The sequence below is a fragment of the Bradyrhizobium sp. SZCCHNS3052 genome (genome assembly GCF_032484495.1).
In the GTDB taxonomy this organism is placed as follows: domain Bacteria; phylum Pseudomonadota; class Alphaproteobacteria; order Rhizobiales; family Xanthobacteraceae; genus Bradyrhizobium.
The window spans coordinates 343,694-363,393 of sequence record NZ_JAUETB010000003.1 but is presented as its reverse complement, the minus strand read 5'-3'; the positions used below and the strand labels follow the sequence as shown (position 1 = coordinate 363,393).

The window sequence follows — 19,700 nt, the reverse complement described above, 5'->3', positions numbered from 1 at the left end:
AAATCGACGCCAAGCGCAGCCGTCGCCCGAACGCCAAACGCGTCCCAATGCCTAGCGACAAATCCCCTTCAGCGCCTTCCACTCCTCCGCACTGAGCAGCGGCGGGCCGCTCGGCGGCCGGTCTTCGGCACGCATGCGGGCGAGACGGTCCTCGCTGAGCGGATGGCTGGCCCACAGCGACGGGCGCTTGCCGTCCTCCTTGCCGGTGATGCGGAACAGCAATTCACCCATCGGGCGCGTCGGCCGTCCGAGCTTATGCATCACCTCGATGGCGAAGCCGTCCGCGGCCGCCTCCGCCTCGCGCGAATAGGACGCGTTGATCATGGCCCGCGAGGCGAAGATCGCCGCACCCGCGCCGGTGACGTCGCCGAACAGCAGGCCGATCAGGAACGAGCTGCCGCCATTGTGGATCAGCTGCCGCAGGTTGTCGCGGTGCTTGAGGTGGCCGAGCTCATGCGCCAGCACGCCGGCGACCTCGTCGGGGTCATTGGCCTTGTCGAGCAGCCCCCTGAACAGGAAGAATCGCCCGCCCGGCAGCGCGAAGGCGTTGGGGATCGGCGTGTCCAGCACCTGCGACGCGATGCTGTCGTCGAGGCCGGCGGGGCGGCGCAGCGCCGTCACCAGCTTGGCGAACGCGGCCTGCCCCGCCGCCTCGCTGCAGAGCTTGTCGCCGAACACGGTCTGGATCTGCACCACGGCGGCCTCGCCGAGATGCCGCTCCATGGTCGGCGGCACCAGGGGCGTCAGCCGGTCGGATGCGAACGGAATCACCACCAGCACGACGGCGACGATCGAGGCCGCGGCGGCCAGCGACCAGCCGACGATGCGCGTGATGGCGCCGCGGGTCATCCTGTTCTGGTCGATGTGGCTGCAGCGCGCGATCAGCTCGGCCGACAGCGCTGCGTCGCGGATCTCCAGCCGCGCCAGCGGCGACGCCGACAGGCAGCTCACGCGCAGCGTGCCGCTCGGCCCATCGACGCGGCGGATGTCGGCATAGGGCCAGGAGACGAAATTGTCGGCGCTGCGCATCACCAGCTGATTGGCGAAGCCGATCGTGACCACCTGCCGCCGGTTGGACAGGCCGTCGAAATAGACCGCAGGGCCGCCGAGCGGAGCGGCAGGCTCGACCGGCGAGGCGGCGGCCGGCGCAGCAGCGCCCGCCGGCCCGGAATCAGAATCCGGCGACGTCGAGTCCATCGGCAAATCCTTCGCCGAGCGCGCTGGCCAGATCGCCCTTGGCGGCGACATTGGCCATGGCCTCGATGCCATGCACTTGAACCGACTGCAGCACGGTCGCCCACATGTCGCGCACCAGATAGAGCCGCATCACGACGTTGAGCGCCAGGATCCAGGCGACGTAGCCCAATCCGACCATCACCAGCATCGGTATGTTGTCAGACAGCGCCTGCACCTGAGGCAGGCCGTCGCTTCCCGGCCCCAGCAGTTTGATCATCAGCGCGGCGACGCCACTGAAATAGGCGCCGGAGGCGACCGACAGCAGAAACCACCAGCCGATCACCTTCCAATACAGACCATAGAACGCATTGCCGGGCAGGTCCGATTCCAGACGCACGCCGCCGAAGCGGATGCCCGACAGCCACCAGCGCCACTCGATCGCTTTGAACTGCGCATAGACGAACGGAAACAACGGAAACAGCAGCAGCGCAAACGGCGCGATGACCCACAGATACCAGGCGCGCTTGAAGAACTCCCAGCCGCGTCCCTCGAAGTCGCCGCTGAGATCGCCATAGTGCGAATGCCGCATCTTGTAGCGCTCGAGCGCGGCGGCGCGCCACGGCCAGGCCAGCCCCAGCGTGACCACCGTCAACAAGGTCCACAGCATGGCGCGCCCGGCATAGGCCCAGCCCGAGCCGGTCATCCAGAACCGGATGCCCCGCCAGACCGTGCGCGTCAGTCGGTAGCGGCGCGCGCGGAAGATCGCGAACTGGCCGAAGGCGTAGAAGGCGATCACCAGCGGCACGCTGGCGAAGCCCTGGTAACGCTCAGCCTCGACGCCGACGAGGAAATAGGCAAGGTAGATCGGGACCAGAATCGCCATCGCGAACAGGAAGCCGATCAAGAGCTCCTTGCCGCGCCCGGTGTATTCGGCGGCATCGCCGTCGACGGTCGTATTGACCCAGAGATGCCGGCGGATGTCGGTTGCGAGCCAGAAGCGGTAGAAGCCCAGCGTAATCAGTTCGATGGCCGCCCCGCGGCTGACCAACCGGAAGAACTCGCCCCGCGCACCCGAGAAGGTGGCGGTGAGAGGCGGAAGCGGCGGCGGCTGCTCCGGAACATAACTCATCTGGTTCACGGCTCAAGCCTCCGACACACGCAAAAGATCTACAATATACCTCGATGGTTCGTCGCCGGGACGACTTCGAGGTTCGACGTATTTTCTACGCAAGTCGGCCGGAAAAAAACACCGGCCTCGACGAGGATGACTAAAATATCTGCATCCGGCCGGTTGGCGAACGCATGCCCCGCATACGCCAACCGCTTGGCCGGCGCCTCAAGACGTCTTCTCGAACAATTCCCGCCCGATCAGCATGCGGCGGATCTCGCTGGTGCCGGCGCCGATCTCGTAGAGCTTGGCGTCGCGGAGCAGCCGCCCGGTCGCATAATCGTTGATGTAGCCGTTGCCGCCCAACAGCTGGATCGCATCGAGCGCACATTGCGTCGCCTTTTCGGCGGCGAACAGAATCGCGCCGGCGGCGTCCTCACGCGTCGTCTCGCCCCGATCGCAGGCCTTGGCCACGGCATAGACATAGGCGCGCGCGGCATTCATCGTCGTGTACATGTCGGCAACCTTGCCCTGCACGAGCTGGAAGGTACCGATCGGCTGGCCGAACTGCTTGCGCTCGTGCACGTAGGGCAGCACCGCGTCCATGCAGGCCTGCATGATGCCGAGCGGACCTGCCGCGAGCACCGCGCGCTCGTAATCGAGGCCACTCATCAGCACGTTGACGCCGCGGCCGACCTGCCCCAGCACGTTCTCCTCCGGGACCTCGCAATCCTCGAACACCAGCTCACAGGTGTCGGAGCCGCGCATGCCGAGCTTGTCGAGCTTCTGCGCGGTCGAGAAGCCCTTCATGCCCTTCTCGATGATGAACGCGGTGATGCCGCGCGGGCCTCCTTGCGGATCGGTCTTGGCATAGACCACCAGCGTCTCGGCGATCGGACCATTGGTGATCCACATCTTGTTGCCGTTGAGGACGAAGCGGTCTCCCTTCTTGTCGGCGCGGGTCTTCATCGACACCACGTCGGAGCCGGCCTGCGGCTCGGACATCGCCAGCGAGCCGACATGCTCGCCCGAGATCAGCTTGGGCAGATATTTGCGCTTCTGCGCCTCGTTGCCGTTGCGGCGGATCTGGTTGACGCAGAGGTTGGAGTGGGCGCCGTAGGACAGGCCCACCGAGGCCGAGGCGCGCGAGATCTCTTCCATGGCGATGCAGTGCTCGAGATAGCCGAGGCCGGCACCGCCATACTCTTCCTCCACCGTGATGCCGTGCAGACCGAGCTCGCCGATCCTGGGCCAGAGATCGCGCGGAAACTGGTTGGAGCGGTCGATCTCGGCAGCGCGCGGCGCGATCTGCTCTTGCGAAAAGCTCGCCACCGTCTCGCGAATCGCGTCTGCGGTCTCGCCGAGATCGAAATTGAACATGCGCTGCGCGTTGGCGATCATGGGGCGGCCTCCTGCTAGTCTTCTGCTTTGCAACAATCGCCCAAAGCCATATTCCGTGACGTGGCGCTTGTCACGCCCGACGTCCGGACAAATACCAGCGTTGCGACGCAAGACCGGCCCGGCGGCCCCACTCCGCGCTTGCCCCGCGCTCCCGGGCAGGATGTAATCGCACCCAACATCGCCGGACAGCTCAAATCCGGCCATCAGGGAGACGTCCATGCACGGGACCACCACGACGGCCGAGGCACAGCGACACGCCGCAGCAGTCGAGCGCGTCGACGACACGGCCGCCAGCCGCGCCGCATCGTTGCCGCTCGCCGAATTCGACCCCGGTCATCCGGAGTTGTTCCGTACCGACACGCACTGGCCCTATTTCGACCGGCTGCGTCGCGAGGATCCGGTGCACTACTGCAAGGAGTCGATGTTCGGTCCCTACTGGTCGATCACCCGATACGACGACATCATGGAGATCGAGACAAACCACGCGGTGTTCTCCTCGGCGTCCGCGCTCGGCGGCATCACCATTCGCGACGTCGATCCTGACCTGCGCCGCGAGAGCTTCATCGCGATGGATCCGCCGCGCCATGCCGCGCAGCGCAAGACCGTGGCACCGATGTTCACGCCGACACATCTCGACGAGCTCGCGATCAACATCCGCAAGCGCTCCGCCGAATGCCTGGACAATCTGCCTGTCGGCGAGGTGTTCGACTGGGTCGATCGCGTCTCGATCGAGCTGACCACGCAGATGCTGGCGGTGCTGTTCGACTTCCCCTGGGAAGACCGCCGCAAGCTGACGCGCTGGTCGGATATCGCGACCACGATCCCCGGCCCCGATGGGCTTGTCGCGACCGAGGACGAACGGCAGGCCGAACTGATGGACTGTGCGCGCTATTTCGCCCGGCTCTGGCAGGAGCGCGTCAACCAGCCGCCGAAGAGCGACCTGCTGTCGATGATGGCCCACAGCGAGGCGACCCGGAACATGGACCCGAAGAACTTCCTCGGCAATCTCGTGCTCCTGATCGTCGGCGGCAACGACACCACGCGCAATACCATGTCCGGCAGCATCTATGCGCTCAGTCAGAACCCTGATCAGTACCGCAAGCTCAAGGACAACCCCGCGCTGATCGACAGCTTCGTCCCCGAGGTCATCCGCTGGCAGACCCCGCTCGCCCACATGCGCCGCACCGCGCTGGAAGACATCGAGTTCCGCGGCAAGCAGATCAAGAAAGGCGACAAGGTCGTGATGTGGTACGTCTCGGGCAACCGCGACGAGGCCGCCATCGAGCGTCCCTACGACTTCATCATCGACCGTGTCAGGCCGCGCCAGCATCTGTCATTTGGCTTCGGCATCCACCGCTGCGTCGGCTTGCGATTGGCCGAACTGCAACTCAAGATCATCTGGGAGGAGATCCTGAAACGATTCGATCATATCGACGTGATGGACGAGCCGAAGCGGGTCTATTCGAGCTTCGTGAAGGGATATGAGACGTTGCCGGTACGGATTGCAGTGTGAACTGATTGCGGTGCAGATCAACTTTGCCGTCATACCCCGCGCAGGCGGGGCATCCCGTATTCCGGAGAACGATATTGCAATATGATTGACGTCTCGACGTACTGGATCGTCCGCCTTTGCGGAGGATGACGTGAGTACGATCGGTACGGCAGCAAGAAACAGCAGCAAGAAAAGGACCACCCCATGACCGTCCAGGCCGCGCTTCGCTCCGATAAGGCCGATCTGCTGCGCGACGCGCGCCTCGAGGCCTACTCGACGCCGATCGAGGACTTCCATCCCGGCGCGCCCCGGCTGTTCCAGAACGACACGATCTGGCCGTGGTTCGAGCGGCTGCGCAAGGAGGCGCCCGTGCACTACTGCACCAAGGCGCCGATCGAGCCCTATTGGTCGGTGACGCGCTATCACGACATCATGCATGTCGATACCAACCACGCGGTCTTCTCGTCGGACGTCAGCAATGGCGGAATCATGATCCGCGACGTGCCGCCGGGCTATGAGTGGCCGAGCTTCATCGCGATGGACGAGCCCCGCCATGGCGAGCAGCGCAAGACCGTGCAGCCGATGTTCACGCCGGACCATCTCGACGAGATGGCGGTGCTGATCCGGCAGCGCTCGGCCAAGGTGCTGGATTCGCTGCCGCGCAACGAGACCTTCAACTGGGTCGAGAAGGTCTCGATCGAGCTGACGACACAGATGCTGGCGACCCTGTTCGACTTCCCGTTCGAGGAGCGCCGCAAGCTGACGCGCTGGTCGGATGTCTCCACCGCCCTGCCCAAGAGCGGCATCGTTTCGTCGGAGGAGGAGCGCCGCCGCGAGCTCGGCGAATGCGCCGAGACCTTCGGCCGGATGTGGAAGGCGCGTCAGGCCGAGCCCGGCCGCGACCTGATCTCGATGATGGCGCACAGCGAGGCGACGCGGCACATGACGCCGGACAATCTGATGGGCAACCTGATCCTGCTCATCGTCGGCGGCAACGACACCACCCGCAATACGATGACGGCATCGGTGCTGGCGTTGAACGAGAACCCGGCCGAGTATCAGAAGCTGCGCGACAATCCGGCGCTGATCGAGACCATGGTGCCCGAGGTGATCCGCTGGCAGACGCCGCTCGCCCACATGCGCCGCACCGCGCTGGTCGATACCGAGCTCGGCGGGAAGACGATCAAGAAGGGGGACCGCGTCGTGATGTGGTACGTCTCGGGCAACCGCGACGGGGAGGTGATCGAGAACCCCGACGCCTTCATCATCGACCGCAAGCGGCCGCGCATTCATCTCTCATTCGGCTTCGGCATCCACCGCTGCGTCGGCATGCGACTCGCCGAGTTGCAGCTGCGCATCGTCTGGCAAGAGATCCTCAAGCGCTTCGACCGCATCGAGGTCGTGGGCGAGCCGAAGCGGGTCTATTCCAGCTTCGTCCGCGGCTATGAATCGCTGCCGGTGCGGATCCCGGGGTGAGTTCCTGTTGCTCCCGCCACTCCACATGACGATCGCGTGGTCGGCCGCATGGGGCCTCATGGTTCGAGACGCGCCGCGAGCGGCGCTCCTCACCATGAGGGTGAGGAGCCGCGCACCGGCGTCTCGAACCATGAGGCCTCCCCAGCCGGACCACGAGGCCCTAGGCTGCCTATGAGAATCCGGCATGGCGGGTTGAACGAGATTCAATGGGCTTCGACGGTCGTTTCTGGCTAAATCATCCGCTGCACCATCGGTGCTCATGAACCTCAGGACGCCATGGCCGCTTCCGACACGCCCACCACCGACTGGCCGCTCGCCATCTACGAGGCGCTGAAGGCGGCCGACGTCCGTCAGCTGTGCTACGTCCCCGACGCCGGCCATTCCCGCCTGATCGGCCTCGCCCATGACGATCCCGCGATCGCCACCACGGTCCTGACCACCGAAGAGGAAGGTGTCGCGCTCTCCGCCGGCGCCTGGCTCGGCGGGCAGCGCGCAGTGCTGCTGATGCAGTCGAGCGGCGTCGGCAATTGCGTCAACATGCTGTCGTTGCTTCAGAGCTGCCGCTTCCCGTTCCTCGCCTTCGTGACGATGCGCGGCGAGTGGGCCGAGTTCAATCCGTGGCAGGTGCCGATGGGCAAGGCGACGCAGGCGGCCTTCGAGATCATGGGCGTCACGGTGTTCCGGCTGGAACGTCCCGAAGACGCCGGCGAGATGGCGGCCGCTGCAGCGAGGCTCGCGTTCGACAGCGATCAGCCGATCGCGGTGCTGATCTCCCAGCGCATGATCGGCGCCAAGAAGTGGACGGAGGCGAAGTGATGGGAGCACCGCTCGACCGCCGCACCGCCGTCAAGGCGCTGCTGCAGAACCGTGGCGACCTGCTGGTCGTCAGCGGCCTCGGCTCATCGTCCTACGACGTGTTCGCCGCGGGCGATCACGACGCCAACTTCTATCTCTGGGGCGCGATGGGCGGCGCGGCCATGATCGGCCTGGGTCTCGCACTGGCGCAGCCATCGCGCCCGGTCGTCGTCATCACCGGCGACGGCGAACAACTGATGGGGCTCGGCAGCCTCGCGACTGCAGCCGCGAAGAAGCCCAAGAATCTCTCGATCGTCGTGCTCGACAACGCCCATTTCGGCGAGACCGGGATGCAGATGAGCCATTCCGGGCTCGGCGCAAATCTCGAGCTGATCGCGACCGGAGCCGGCTTTCCCTCCGTCAGCACGCTCGAGGACAGCGCGGCGCTCGACGCCTTCCGGCCAAAGCTGCACGCGTTCTCCGGGCCGCACTTCGCCCGCGTCGCGATCTCGACCGATCACGTTGACCGCGCGCTGCCCGCACGCGACGGTGTCTTCCTCAAAAACCGTTTCCGCGGTCATCTCGGATTTCCCGTCAGCTAGAACGTCGCCGCAGGCGGCCTGCTCTGTCGCTCCGGCAAGGCTGCTCGGCTGCAACGCTGGCATTCCAAGCTTGCCAAGCGTGACCCGCTTGGTCATAGGCTATCAGGAAACAAGTCCAGGGAGAGAGCCCAGGCCGCGTCACGGCGGCCGGCGGAGCAACACATGACAGACCAGCATCAGCACGACGATTACGCCGATATCCGCGACGCGGTGGCCAAGCTGTGCGCGCAGTTCCCTGGTGAATATTGGCGCAAGCTCGATCGCGAGATGGCCTATCCCTCGGCCTTCGTCGATGCGCTGACCGAGGCGGGCTATCTCTCCGTGCTGATTCCCGAGGAATATGGCGGCGCGGGATTGAAGCTGTCGGCCGCTGCGGCGATCCTCGAGGAGATCCAGCGTGCCGGCTGCAATGGCGGCGGTTGTCACGCCCAGATGTACACGATGGGCACGGTGCTGCGCCACGGCTCCGCCGAGCAGAAGGCGAAGTGGCTGCCGAAGGTCGCCAGCGGCGAGTTGCGGCTGCAGGCTTTCGGCGTCACCGAACCCACTTCGGGCACCGACACGACGTCGCTGAAGACGGTCGCGAAGCGCGACGGCGACAGCTATGTCGTCAACGGCCAGAAGATCTGGACCAGCCGCGCGGAGCATTCCGACCTGATGATCCTGCTCGCGCGCACCACGCCGAAAGAGCAGGCGCAGAAGCGCACCGATGGTCTGTCCGTCTTCATCGTCGACATGCGCGAGGCCAAGAAGGCCGGGCTCACCATCCGCCCGATCCGGACGATGATGAACCACGCCACGACGGAAGTGTTCTTCACCGACATGCGGGTGCCGGCGGAGAACCTGATCGGCGAGGAAGGCAAGGGCTTCCGCTACATCCTCTCCGGCATGAACGCCGAGCGCATCCTGATCGCGGCCGAATGCGTCGGCGACGCCAAATGGTTCATCGCGAAAGCCACCGCCTATGCCAAGGAGCGCGTCGTGTTCGGCCGCCCGATCGGCCAGAACCAAGGCATCCAGTTCCCGATCGCCAAGGCCTATGCGTCGATGCGGGCCGCCGAGCTGATGGTCAAGGAGGCCACGCGCAAATACGAGGCCGGGCTCGACTGCGGCGCCGAGGCCAATATGGCCAAGATGCTCGCGGCCGATGCGTCGTTCGAGGCGGCCAATGCCTGCATCCAGACCCATGGCGGCTTCGGCTTCGCCGAGGAATACGACGTGGAGCGCAAATTCCGCGAGACGCGGCTGTATCAGGTGGCGCCGATCTCGACCAACCTCATTCTCTCCTACGTCGCCGAGCACGTGCTCGGCATGCCGCGCTCGTATTGAGGTCGGGCCATGCTGCCGCTTGAAGGGATCATTGTCGTCGCCGTCGAGCAGGCGGTGGCCGCGCCGTTCTGCTCGTCGCGTCTCGCCGATGCCGGCGCTCACGTGATCAAGATCGAGCGGCCCGAGGGCGATTTCGCCCGCGGCTACGACGCCGCCGCCAAGGGTCAGAGCAGCTATTTCGTGTGGCTCAACCGCGGCAAGGATTCCGTCATCGTCGACCTCTCAAGGCCGGAAGGTCGCGCCGAGCTGGAGAAGCTTATCGCCGGCGCCGACGTGCTGCTGCAGAACCTGAAACCCGGCTCGATGGACAGAATGGGCTTTGCCCGTGAGCGGCTGCGCAAGGACTATCCGAAGCTGATCTGCTGCACCATCACCGGCTATGGCGACTCCGGTCCCTACGCCGATCGCAAGGCTTATGACCTGTTGATCCAGGCCGAGAGCGGGCTGGCCTCGATCACCGGCGGGCCGGACGGCCCCTCCCGCGTCGGCATGTCGATCGTCGACGTCGCGACCGGCGCGACGGCGCATGCCGCGATCCTGGAGGCGCTGATCAGGCGCGGCCGCACCGGCGAAGGCGCCGACATCAGGATCTCGATGTTCGACGTGATGGCCGACTGGCTCACCGTGCCGCTGCTCAACGCGGAAGCCGGCAATGCGCCGAAGCGCATCGGCCTCGCCCACCCCTCGATCGCGCCCTATGGCGTGTTCACCTCGAAGGACGGCAAGGACATCCTGATCTCGATCCAGAGCGAGCGCGAGTGGAAGACGCTGTGCGCCAAGGTGTTGGACCAGCCCACATTGCCGGACGATCCGCGCTTCGCCAACATGGTCGCGCGCGTGCGCAATCGCAGCGTCACCGACGGCATCGTCGCGGAGCGCTTCGCGGCGCTGTCGCGCGATGAGCTGCTGGGCAAGCTCGCGAGCGCCGACATCGCCTTTGCCGAGGTCAACAGCATGGCAGACCTGTCCGTTCATCCGCATCTGCGGCGCATCGAGGTCGACACGCCGAACGGCGTCGTCAGCTATCCCGCACCGGCGGCGATCGTGGTCGGCGACGACAGGTGTTACGGCGCCGTGCCCGCGATCGGCGAGGCCGCCTCGCCGCATCAGCGAAAGGGATGATCATGACGGACACGCTCGATCTCGATCACCTCCGGCAATGGGTCGGCCGCAGCGCCGAGGCGACCGACATCGTCACCGCGCAGCTCACCAAGGGGCTGCGCGCGACGCTGTTCCAGGACATCGGCGAGCCGACAGCCGGCGACATCGCGCCCTACACCGTGCATTGGTGCCTGGGCCAGCCGGTGTTTCCGCACGATCAGCTCGGCCCCGACGGCCATCCGACCCGCGGCGGCTTCCTGCCGCCGGTACCCTTGCCGCGCCGCATGTGGGCGGGCGGTGAGGTGCAGTTCATCGATCCCTTGCGCGTCGGCGATGTCGCGACGCGCCTTTCGACCATCACCGACGTCACCCTGAAGAGCGGCTCGACCGGCCAGCTCTGCTTCGTGTCGGTGGAGCATGTCGTATCGACGCCGCGCGGCGTCGCGATCCGCGAGCGCCAGGACATCGTCTATCGCGACATGGGTGGCGCCCAGGCTGCGCCGGCGAAGGCGCCGCCGCCTCCGCCGGTCGCGCAGCACAGCGAGACGCGCGTCTCCGATGCCGTGCTGCTGTTTCGCTATTCCGCCCTGACCTTCAACGGCCATCGCATCCATTACGACCGCGACTACGTCACCAGGGTCGAAGGCTATCCGGGCCTGATCTTCCACGGACCTTTGCAGGCCGCGCTGCTGGTCGAGTTCGCCGCCAGACTTAAGGGCAAACCGCCGGCCAAGTTCGCCTATCGCGGCGTGCAGCCTTTGTTCGAGGGCAGCGCGTTCTCGGTGAATGCGAATGACAAGGATGGCGGCCTGGAGCTGTGGACCGCCAACGCCGAGCGACAGCCGACGATGAAGGGCACCGCGAGTTGGTGACATAGGCCCCGTCATTACGAGCGAAGCGATGCAATCCAGAGCCCCGCGACGACTCTGGATTGCTTCGTCGCTTCGCTCCTCGCAATGACGACACAACAACAATCGTCTTTCGAGGATACGCCTTGACCACCAAGAAAAGCGCCAAACCCGTCACCGTCAAGCAGGCCACCTTCGAGCTGCTGCGCGCCTTCGGCATCAAAAAGGTGTTCGGCAATCCCGGCTCGACCGAGCTGCCGTTCCTCAGCGACTGGCCCGAGGACATCGACTACGTGCTCGGCCTGCAGGAGGCTTCCGTCGTCGGCATGGCCGACGGCTATGCCCAGGCGACGCGCAATGCCGGCTTCGTCAATCTGCATTCGGCGGCCGGCGTCGGCAACGCGCTCGGCAACATCTACACCGCGCACCGCAACCAGACGCCGCTGGTCATCACCGCCGGCCAGCAGGCGCGCTCGATCCTGCCGCTGCAGGCCTTTCTCTATGCCGAACGCCCGTCCGAATTCCCGCGCCCTTACGTCAAATACAGCGTCGAGCCGGCGCGGCCCGAGGACGTGCCGGGCGCGATCGCCCGCGCCTACTACACCGCGATGCAGCCGCCTTGCGGGCCGACCTTCGTCTCGATCCCGATCGACGACTGGATGCATCCGGCGCAACCGATCACCGCGCGCAAGGTAAGCCGCGAGCTCGGCCCCGATCGCGCCGCCATGGACGACCTGGTGAGCGCACTTGCCGCCGCGAAGAATCCCGCGCTCGTGGTCGGCCCCGGCATCGACCGCGCCGGCTGCGTCGAACTGATGGTCGAGGTCGCCGAGAAGGCCAAGGCCGCGGTCTGGGTCAGCCCGTTCTCGGCGCGCTGCTCATTTCCCGAGCGCCATCCGCAATTCCAGGGCTTTCTGCACGCCTCGCCCGGACAATTGTCCGACGCCCTGAAACCGCACGACCTCGTCGTCGTGATCGGCGCGCCGGTGTTCACCTTCCATGTCGAGGGCCACGCCGCGATCTTCGACGGCGCCACCACGCTTTATCAGATCACCGACGACGCCGAAGGCGCCGCGGTGCCGCCGGTCGGCACCAGCATCATCGCCACGATGCGGCCGGCGCTGTCGCTGCTGCTGGAGCTGCTGCCGGAGACCAGGCGCGCGGCGCCGAAGGGCCGCGTGCTACCCGACGCACCGAAGCCATCCGATCCGATTCCGGTCGACTATCTCCTGCATACGCTGGCGCAGGCGCTTCCGGCGGGCAGCGCCGTGGTCGAGGAGATCCCCTCGCACCGGCCGGTGATGCACAAGTACATGCCAATGCCCGGCGCGGAGTCGTTCTACACGATGGCGAGCGGCGGGCTCGGCTACAGCCTGCCGGCGGCGGTCGGCATGGCGCTGGGCCGTAGCACCGGCCGCACGGTGTGCCTGATCGGCGACGGCTCGGCGATGTATTCGCTGCAGGCGCTGTGGACCGCCACGCAGCGCAGGCTGCCGCTGACGGTCGTCGTCATCAACAATTCCGGCTATGGCGCGATGCGCTCGTTCAGCCAGGTCATGCAGGTGCGCAACGTGCCCGGGCTCGAGCTGCCCGGCCTCGATTTCGTCAAGCTCGCGGAAGGCATGGGCTGCGACGCAGTGCGCGTGAACCATGCCGCCGATCTCGCCGGTGCGCTGACGCGAGCCCTCGCCCATGCCGGCACGAGCCTCGTTGAGGTGATGGTCGACGCCGCGGTCCCGCTGCTCTACGCCCAGAAGGGCTGAGCCGCCGTTCGCACAGCGGACGACTTTCACGGCATATGCGACAATGCGTCGCACCTTCAATGGCGGCGGCATGGCTCGCCGCGAAATGCTCATCGGCCCGCCCCAACCGTGCAACCGGCGTTCCGACTGCAACCGTTTGTTTCAAAAGCTTTCTGTTCCCCTGCGCCATCTCGTCGCGGCCGGCTTGCCGCAAACATCGCGAAATCCTGCCGTCAGCTTGCAGGCAGACGCCTTGCTGCTTGCAAGGTCCGACCATTCTGCAAGCCAAAATCATTTTCAAAAGGTTCCATCATCCAATCCAGCGTACCAAGGGAGTTGAGCTGATGGCGGATAAGAAGAATCTTCAAACCGCGGCGTCGAGGACCGATCTCTATCGCCATGTCAGCGTGCTGGCCCTAATGTCCGCTCTGGCGGTGACGGCGCTGCCGCATCAGGCGGCCAATGCGCAGGCCATGACCACCGCCCTTGCCACTTCGGCCACCACCAACGCCGCCGCGAAGGCGGCGCAGGAGGCGGCGGCGAAGGCCGCAGCCCAGGCAGCCGCCAAGGCGGCCCAGGATGCCGCTGCCAAGGCTGCAGCCGCTGCCGCCGCCAAGGCCGCGCAGGACGCCGCCGCCAAGGCTGCGGCAAACGCTGCGGCCAAGGCTGCAGCGAATGCTGCCGCGAAGGCGGCGACCGACGCGGCAGCGAAGGCCGCAGCCAGCGCCGCTGCGAAGGCCGCGGCCGGCGCCGCCGCCAAGGCTGCGAACACCGCTGCGACCACGGCCGCCACCACCGCCGCGGCGACCGCGGCGAGCACCGCCGCCAAGACGGCGGCCGTAACGACCGGCACGGCTGCGGCCAAGCCCGTCGCTGCCGTCGCCACGGCCGCGACGACCGCCGCCAAGCCCGCCGCTGCCGCCACCGCCGCAACGACGACGACCGGTGCGGCCAAGACCGCAGCCGCGACCAGCACCACGACGAGCGCGGCGAAGCCGGCCGCTGCGGCCGCCGCGGCAGCGACCACCACCGTCGCGGTCGCCAAGGCCACCGCGACACCCGCAGCCGCAGCGACGCCGGCCAAGGCGGCTGCCGCGGCGTCGAGCAGCACCGATGCCGTCGCCAAGGCCAACGCAGCGGCCGCGGCCGCCGCGCAGACCGCCGCCGCCGCCGAGGCGCAGGTCGCTGCCGACCGCAAGGCAATCGACGTCGCGCGTCAGGCCGAGCAGAACGCACGCGGCGCCGCGATCGAGGCCCAGGAGCAGGCCGAGAAGAACCCGACCGCCGCCAACCAGGCCGCGGCGACCGCGAACGCTGCGAAGCTGACGGCAGCCTCGGCCGCGCTGCAGGCCGCGTTCCAGAAGCTCGACAAGGACATCGACGTCTCCAACGAGGCCAAGGAAGCCGCCAACGCCGCCAAGGACACCGCGCGCGAGACGGCCGAGGCCGCCGGCAAGGCGGCCCAGCAGGCCGGCCAGGCGGCCGGCAACGCCAACAATGGCGGCAATGCCAACAATGGTGGAGCGGCGGCCGGCAACGGCAACAACAACAATAACAACAACCAGCAGAACCAGGCGGCCCAGGAAGCCGCCGAGCAGGCCGCGCTGCAGGCGGCGTTGAAGACCGGCGAGCAGGCACGCGCGGTCGCCCAGCAGAAGACCCAGGCCGCGCAGGCGGCTGCGACCCAGAACCAGAAGACGGTCGAGGCCGCGCTGAACCAGAAGATCGGCACGATCGATGCGACGGTGGAAGCGGCCGAGCAGAAGGTGAACGCCGACAGGCAGGCGCTGGAGCAGGCGCGTCAGGCCGCGCAGCAGGCCAAGCAGGACGCACAGGAGGCCGCCGAGGTCCTCGAACGCGCCAACAATGCGGCCAACCAGGCCGCACTGGCGGCGGCCCAGGCCAAGGCGCAGACCACCGCCAACGCCTTCAACCAGGCCAATGCGACGCTGAATGCCGACAATCAGGCCCTGACCCAGGCCCGCGAGACCGGCGAGCAGCAGGAGCAGGCGCTGCGGGCCGCGGCTCAGCAGCAGATCCAGGCCGGCTACACCGCCGCCCAGCAGGCCACCCAGGCCGCCTGGGCCGAGGCGCAGCAGATCGGCAACGCTGCCCTGGCCGCGCTCGAACAGTGAGACCGCTGCGCTCCGCGCCGCCTGTCGGCTTACGCCGGGCGGCGCGGACACGGATAACGATAACAAGACCATCACCAGCCGCATGCCGAACCAATCCGGGACGACCCACGCGTCGGCGACCTGACCTCATCCCGCCGCGTGAGACGCCCGGGTCCCCCCCCACCCGACCGGCATGCATTGCCTTCAAGCCCCGTCCCCTGCGGGGCTTTTCTTTTGAGCGCGACAGACCAGCCGCTTGTGGTCGATGCAGACCAGCCGCGTCGTTCGCAATCCGGTCAGACATCCGTCGCGGCGTCTGGGTCCCCGTCGGCGTCGCACCCGCGCTGTCGCGCGGCTTGCCCGGGACGACGGCGGAGATGCAGGGCGGCGAAGGTGCGCAACCGGACCCGGCCGCTGCTCAATATTGGAATCGCACGCCGACGACGCCGACCACCGCCATGAAGCTGTTGAGCGCGATGTTGGAGCGGGTCCATTCGGTGCGGACCTCGCTCTTGAGCTGAACGTTGCGGTTCATCTTGTAGGTGCCGCCGGCGGCGACGAACATGCGCTGGTCGACGCGGCCGATGCCGACGAACTGATCCTGGCCGTAGCCGCCGCGCAGCGTTCCGATCAGCCACGGCTCGAACTGATGGTCCATCTGCAGGATCACGTCGCGCGACAGGATGCCCGAGACGTTCATCGCCGGCGTCTCCGAGGCCTGCGAGCGCGCCACCAGCACGAAGGTCGTGGCGTCGGTCGCGGCCCAAGCGAGCGTCGCATCCGCGATCACGCCGTTGATGTTCGGCATCAGCGGCGAGTCCATGCGGCGCGAGAGATAGCCGACCGAGGCCTCGCCGGTCAGCGATCCCATGTTGACGACGGCGCCGCCGCGCGCGGTGATGCCGCTGGAATCGCGGCGCTGGCCGTTGAAGTCGACCTGCAGATCGTGGTTGCGCCGATCGAAGCTCATGTCGACGAACGGCGAGATGTTCGGCGTGAGCACATAGGTGACGCGGACCTGCGCGCCCGGCTGGGTGTAGTTGCGGTCCTGCGTCCGCAACGGCACGTTGGCCAAGATCAGCGCGTCGTTGAACATGACGCGGTCGGCCGATCCCTTGAATGCGATCTCGGCGGGACCGATCTTCTGCAGCACGCCGGCGCTGCCGCCGAACGTCGTGGCGCGGGGCAGCTTGAGCGCGCCCGGAAGCGCCAATGCATCGTTGACGAAACGCGCCTCGCCGGTGATCGCAGTGCCCTCGGTGACGTCGTAGCGTCCTTGCGCCCGCGCCTCGAACGTCGGATGGCTGAGCGAGCGGACGTTGCTGTCCTCGGTGTAGGCGCCGCGGAAATCGGCGTTGAGCTGATGCCGCTCCCATTGCGAGCGGACCGCGACCTCCGTCGCCACGATGGCGACCGTTGAGCCCTGCCCGCCGTTGCGCCGCGTGGGATTGGTGTCATAACCGGCCTGGATCTCGACGGCCGGTTTCACCAGGAACGACCCGACCGTCACGCCCGTCGGATCATAGGGCTTCGCGTCGGCGGTCACCGGCTGCGGCTTCACCGTATTCAGGTTGCGATCGGGAAGAACGTCACGGTTGCGCAGCACGGCCGCGGGCTGGGCGGTTGCCACGGTCTCGTCTGGCTTGGCCGGCGGCGCCTCGGCGGCTGCCGCGGGCTTTGCCGCGATCTGCCGCGCAGCCGGTTGCGGCGCGGCGCGTTGAGCGTCTCCCGCCGGCTCGGCCGCGGCCATGCGCGCGCCACGGGCGGGCTGAAACGCGGAGAATCCGAAGCTGCCTACCGGCGCGCCGGGCCTGCCCGGCGCGGCCAGCGACGGCGCACCGGCCTCGCGCACCGGACGCAGCAATGCGCTCACGCCACGCGGGTCCTGGCGCATCATCAGCGTCCGGCTGTCGTTGGTGATCCGCGGAACGTTGTAGTAGATGCTGCGCGCCGTCACGTGACGAAAGAACAGCCGGTCGGCGCGTCCCGGGACGACGTCCGTCGGCTTGGCCTTGATGGTCTGCTGCGCGGACGCGCCGTCCACCACCATCACGGTCAGCAGCAGCACCTCGACGAGCGCGAGCGTGACCCCGCGGTGGGATCGCGTCACCATGAGCCGCTTGGTCCGCACCGCGAACGCGCCGGTCTTGTGTGGTGAATGAGCCTGCAAAGCAAATGCCGGGGTATGCCAATATCACGCGACGAGGTCGGGTCAGGGCGCCGTCGCGATGAATACGCAGCGCATGCACGCGACGAAGCCCCTTGCCTTGGAGATAGCCGGCAAACGTCGGCGGAAGTTTTGCCGAGCTGGGAACATTTCAGGCGAGATTGAGAGCTGTTCGCAACGAGCCGCCGCGGAGCGGCGCCTAAGCATCTTCGCGTTCGTAGAAAGCACTAATTAGTTGAAACGGTGACGATCGCTGCGCGGCTTCGCGGAAGCTGGCGAAATTCCGACTTCAGCATGAAGCTGTTTCGACCACGATCGCTCGCGTCCGAGACCGCTCGGCGATCGCGGGCCTTGCGCCATCGGCGACAGCCGACGCCTTTCAGATTCAGACCGCGAGGAAGCCGCCGTCGGCCGCCAGGACGTGGCCGACGACGTAGGGCGACGCGTCTCACCGCGATGCAGCTCGGCGCGGTCCTGCACCTGGAAAAATCCGGCGTCAGCCGCATGGTCCGCAAGCTGATCGACAGCGGCGAATTGCAGGAGACAATCGATTCCGGCGACGCCCGCATCAAGCCGCTCTGCCTCACCGCGAAGGGACGGAAGAGGGTGGCCACGCTGCACGCCTTCGGCCGCCAGCAGGTCCGCGGCGCCCTGTCGGCCCTGTCGAAGACCGAGCGGCGCACGGTGCGCGAGGGCCTGTTGCTGTACGCCCGCGCGCTCGAAGCCTGGCGCGCGGCAGAGCAGGACATGCAACCGTCGGAGCCATGAGGGCGCCCGACGGGCAGATTGCGCATACACACCATGACGAAACTGCCCGTCGTGTTGAAATGCCGCAGCATGCGGCCTTGCGCCGTCGGGCAAATCAGGACGATCTTTCCGCGCATCCCGCCTCACCACGGAGGGGCGTTGCGCGCGATCGTCACGACACGCGAGGCGGGATGCGATGGCCGTGGCCATGCCGCAGCGTAGCTTGCTACGCGGACGAACGGCGTGGCCGCGGACGTGAAGTCGCAGCGTCCTGACACCCCGATGCTGGTGTTACGTTCGCGATGGCGCTGATGCACCGCGCGGACAATGGTGGCCAACAGCCCGGCGCACCAGGGAGACTGCGTATAAGCGTGAAGACCATCGCGCAGGGAATGCCGGTGATCGGCTGCACCTGTGGTACCTGCCGCCTGCATTTTTTGCTGCAGGCGGGCCATGGGTGAGGCCTTCACCCGGCATTCCCTGCGCCCTTCGAATCTTGAAGGGACAAGTCAACTGTACAGCTCGGGCATGATGTGCCGCGAGAAGGCGCAATGATGTCTATCGATGTCGGATCAAGTCCGCTGCCCATGATGTCCGCACGATCTCTCCTTAGCGTCATTCCGGCGAACGCCGGATCCATACGCCGCGGTCGAAAACCTCGGGCGAGATGGTCGACGCGCGTGGCTCGAACTGCACCCTGGGACTATGGGTCTCCGTGGTCGCGGGGACGACCGCGGAGGGCGTTGAGGCCGGGCGCCGTCACGTCGACCGACGATGGTCGCAGACCTACTTCCCGAACTCCTCGCGCATCTTTGCCTGGATCTTCGCCATGCCGCCGAGCCAGCGGTCGTAATTCTCGGTCTTCTTGCGCATGTAGCCGAGGACCTGCGGATGCGGCAGGATCAGGAAGCTCTCCTCGGCAAGGCCTTTCAGCACGTCCTGCGCGACCTGCTCCGGTGTCAGATCGCCGTCGCCGGATTGCGGGCCCTTCGGAATCGATCGCAGCATGTCGGTGTCGACGCCCTGCGGGCACAGGATCGAGACCTTGATGTTGTCGGCCTTGTGCGAGATCGCGAGATTCTCCGCAAATCCCACCGCGGCATGCTTGGTGGTGGAGTAAGGCGCGCTGCCGACCTGCGACAGCAGGCCGGCCGCCGAGATCGTGTTGAGGAAATAGCCGCCGCCGCGCGCCTTGTAGCGCGGGATCAGATGCCGCGCCGCGTAGACATGCGCCATCACGTGAATGGCCCAACTGCGCGCCCACGGCTCGTCGGAGGTGCCGCCGACATTGACCGACAGCGGGTCAAAGCCGCCGCCGATGCCGGCATTGGAGCAGAACAGCGCAATGGGCCCGAACTGCCGCTCGGTTTCCTCGATCACGTGCCGGATGTCGGCTTCCTGGGAGACGTCGCATCTGAAGGCGGCGCCGCCGATGCCATCAGCGACGGCCTTGGCGCCGGCTTCGTCGAGATCGGCTACGATCACCTTGGCCGCACCGGCGGCCGCGAAGGCCTCGCACAGCGCCTTGCCGATGCCGCGGGCTCCGCCGGTGACCACAACAATCTTGCCGGTCACCTGCATGCAAAGCCCTCCTCGTGGAAT

At 66.8% G+C, this 19,700-nt stretch carries 17 protein-coding genes; 11 read left to right on the top strand and 6 right to left on the bottom strand.

The window, feature by feature from the left end; genetic code table 11:
• Positions 1-51: 51 nt before the first annotated feature.
• The 3 genes from QX073_RS13210 to QX073_RS13200 form a co-directional block, all read right to left on the bottom strand.
• A complete protein-coding gene (locus QX073_RS13210) occupies positions 52-1,197 on the bottom strand; it encodes a M48 family metallopeptidase (RefSeq protein ID WP_316225861.1) in 1,146 nt (381 codons plus the stop codon).
• Positions 1,172-2,305 carry a DUF898 family protein gene (locus tag QX073_RS13205; RefSeq protein ID WP_316225959.1) on the bottom strand — a complete coding sequence of 378 codons (1,134 nt, stop codon included), beginning with the start codon at positions 2,303-2,305 and terminating at the stop codon, positions 1,172-1,174. The genes QX073_RS13210 and QX073_RS13205 overlap by 26 nt, the downstream gene beginning before the upstream one ends.
• A 207-nt stretch (positions 2,306-2,512) precedes the next feature.
• Positions 2,513-3,685: an isovaleryl-CoA dehydrogenase gene (locus QX073_RS13200; RefSeq protein ID WP_315713993.1), complete on the bottom strand. Its 1,173-nt coding sequence runs from the start codon at positions 3,683-3,685 to the stop codon at positions 2,513-2,515.
• 217 nt (positions 3,686-3,902) lie between these two features.
• Between QX073_RS13200 and QX073_RS13195 the strand changes: the two genes are divergently transcribed.
• The 10 genes from QX073_RS13195 (at position 3,903) to QX073_RS13150 (ending at position 15,205) form a co-directional block, all read left to right on the top strand.
• A complete protein-coding gene (locus tag QX073_RS13195) occupies positions 3,903-5,198 on the top strand; it encodes a cytochrome P450 (RefSeq protein WP_316225860.1) in 1,296 nt (431 codons plus the stop codon).
• Between the two features lie 183 nt (positions 5,199-5,381).
• The gene (locus QX073_RS13190) at positions 5,382-6,653 is read left to right on the top strand and encodes a cytochrome P450 (protein ID WP_315713991.1); all 1,272 of its coding nucleotides are present in this window, start codon (positions 5,382-5,384) and stop codon (positions 6,651-6,653) included.
• 276 nt (positions 6,654-6,929) lie between these two features.
• Positions 6,930-7,469, top strand: coding sequence for a thiamine pyrophosphate-binding protein (locus QX073_RS13185; protein WP_315752662.1), 540 nt, complete (start codon positions 6,930-6,932; stop codon positions 7,467-7,469).
• Positions 7,469-8,050, top strand: coding sequence for a thiamine pyrophosphate-dependent enzyme (locus QX073_RS13180; protein WP_315713989.1), 582 nt, complete (start codon positions 7,469-7,471; stop codon positions 8,048-8,050). The genes QX073_RS13185 and QX073_RS13180 overlap by 1 nt, the downstream gene beginning before the upstream one ends.
• A 162-nt stretch (positions 8,051-8,212) precedes the next feature.
• The gene (locus tag QX073_RS13175) at positions 8,213-9,379 is read left to right on the top strand and encodes an acyl-CoA dehydrogenase family protein (protein ID WP_315713988.1); all 1,167 of its coding nucleotides are present in this window, start codon (positions 8,213-8,215) and stop codon (positions 9,377-9,379) included.
• A 9-nt stretch (positions 9,380-9,388) separates the two neighbouring features.
• Positions 9,389-10,501: a CaiB/BaiF CoA-transferase family protein gene (locus QX073_RS13170; RefSeq protein WP_316225859.1), complete on the top strand. Its 1,113-nt coding sequence runs from the start codon at positions 9,389-9,391 to the stop codon at positions 10,499-10,501.
• Positions 10,502-10,503: 2 nt separating this feature from the next.
• A complete protein-coding gene (locus tag QX073_RS13165; RefSeq protein ID WP_316225858.1) occupies positions 10,504-11,352 on the top strand; it encodes a MaoC family dehydratase N-terminal domain-containing protein in 849 nt (282 codons plus the stop codon).
• Between the two features lie 122 nt (positions 11,353-11,474).
• The gene (gene mdlC / locus QX073_RS13160; RefSeq protein ID WP_316225857.1) at positions 11,475-13,091 is read left to right on the top strand and encodes a benzoylformate decarboxylase; all 1,617 of its coding nucleotides are present in this window, start codon (positions 11,475-11,477) and stop codon (positions 13,089-13,091) included.
• Positions 13,092-13,134: 43 nt separating this feature from the next.
• Entirely contained in the window at positions 13,135-13,410 is a 276-nt protein-coding gene (locus QX073_RS13155; protein WP_315752657.1) for a hypothetical protein, read from the top strand.
• Positions 13,411-13,414: 4 nt separating this feature from the next.
• On the top strand, positions 13,415-15,205 hold the full coding sequence (locus QX073_RS13150; RefSeq protein ID WP_315752656.1) for a hypothetical protein: 1,791 nt from the start codon (positions 13,415-13,417) through the stop codon (positions 15,203-15,205).
• Positions 15,206-15,602: 397 nt separating this feature from the next.
• Here the strand turns inward: QX073_RS13150 and QX073_RS13145 are convergent, their stop codons facing one another.
• A complete protein-coding gene (locus QX073_RS13145; protein ID WP_315752655.1) occupies positions 15,603-17,297 on the bottom strand; it encodes an outer membrane beta-barrel protein in 1,695 nt (564 codons plus the stop codon).
• Between the two features lie 510 nt (positions 17,298-17,807).
• Here QX073_RS13145 and QX073_RS13140 point away from each other — a divergent pair.
• A complete protein-coding gene (locus QX073_RS13140; RefSeq protein ID WP_409977923.1) occupies positions 17,808-18,119 on the top strand; it encodes a MarR family winged helix-turn-helix transcriptional regulator in 312 nt (103 codons plus the stop codon).
• 122 nt (positions 18,120-18,241) lie between these two features.
• Here the strand turns inward: QX073_RS13140 and QX073_RS13135 are convergent, their stop codons facing one another.
• Positions 18,242-18,553, bottom strand: coding sequence for a hypothetical protein (locus tag QX073_RS13135; RefSeq protein WP_316159342.1), 312 nt, complete (start codon positions 18,551-18,553; stop codon positions 18,242-18,244).
• A gap of 331 nt (positions 18,554-18,884) precedes the next feature.
• Positions 18,885-19,679 carry an SDR family oxidoreductase gene (locus QX073_RS13130; RefSeq protein ID WP_315752654.1) on the bottom strand — a complete coding sequence of 265 codons (795 nt, stop codon included), beginning with the start codon at positions 19,677-19,679 and terminating at the stop codon, positions 18,885-18,887.
• Positions 19,680-19,700: the final 21 nt, after the last annotated feature.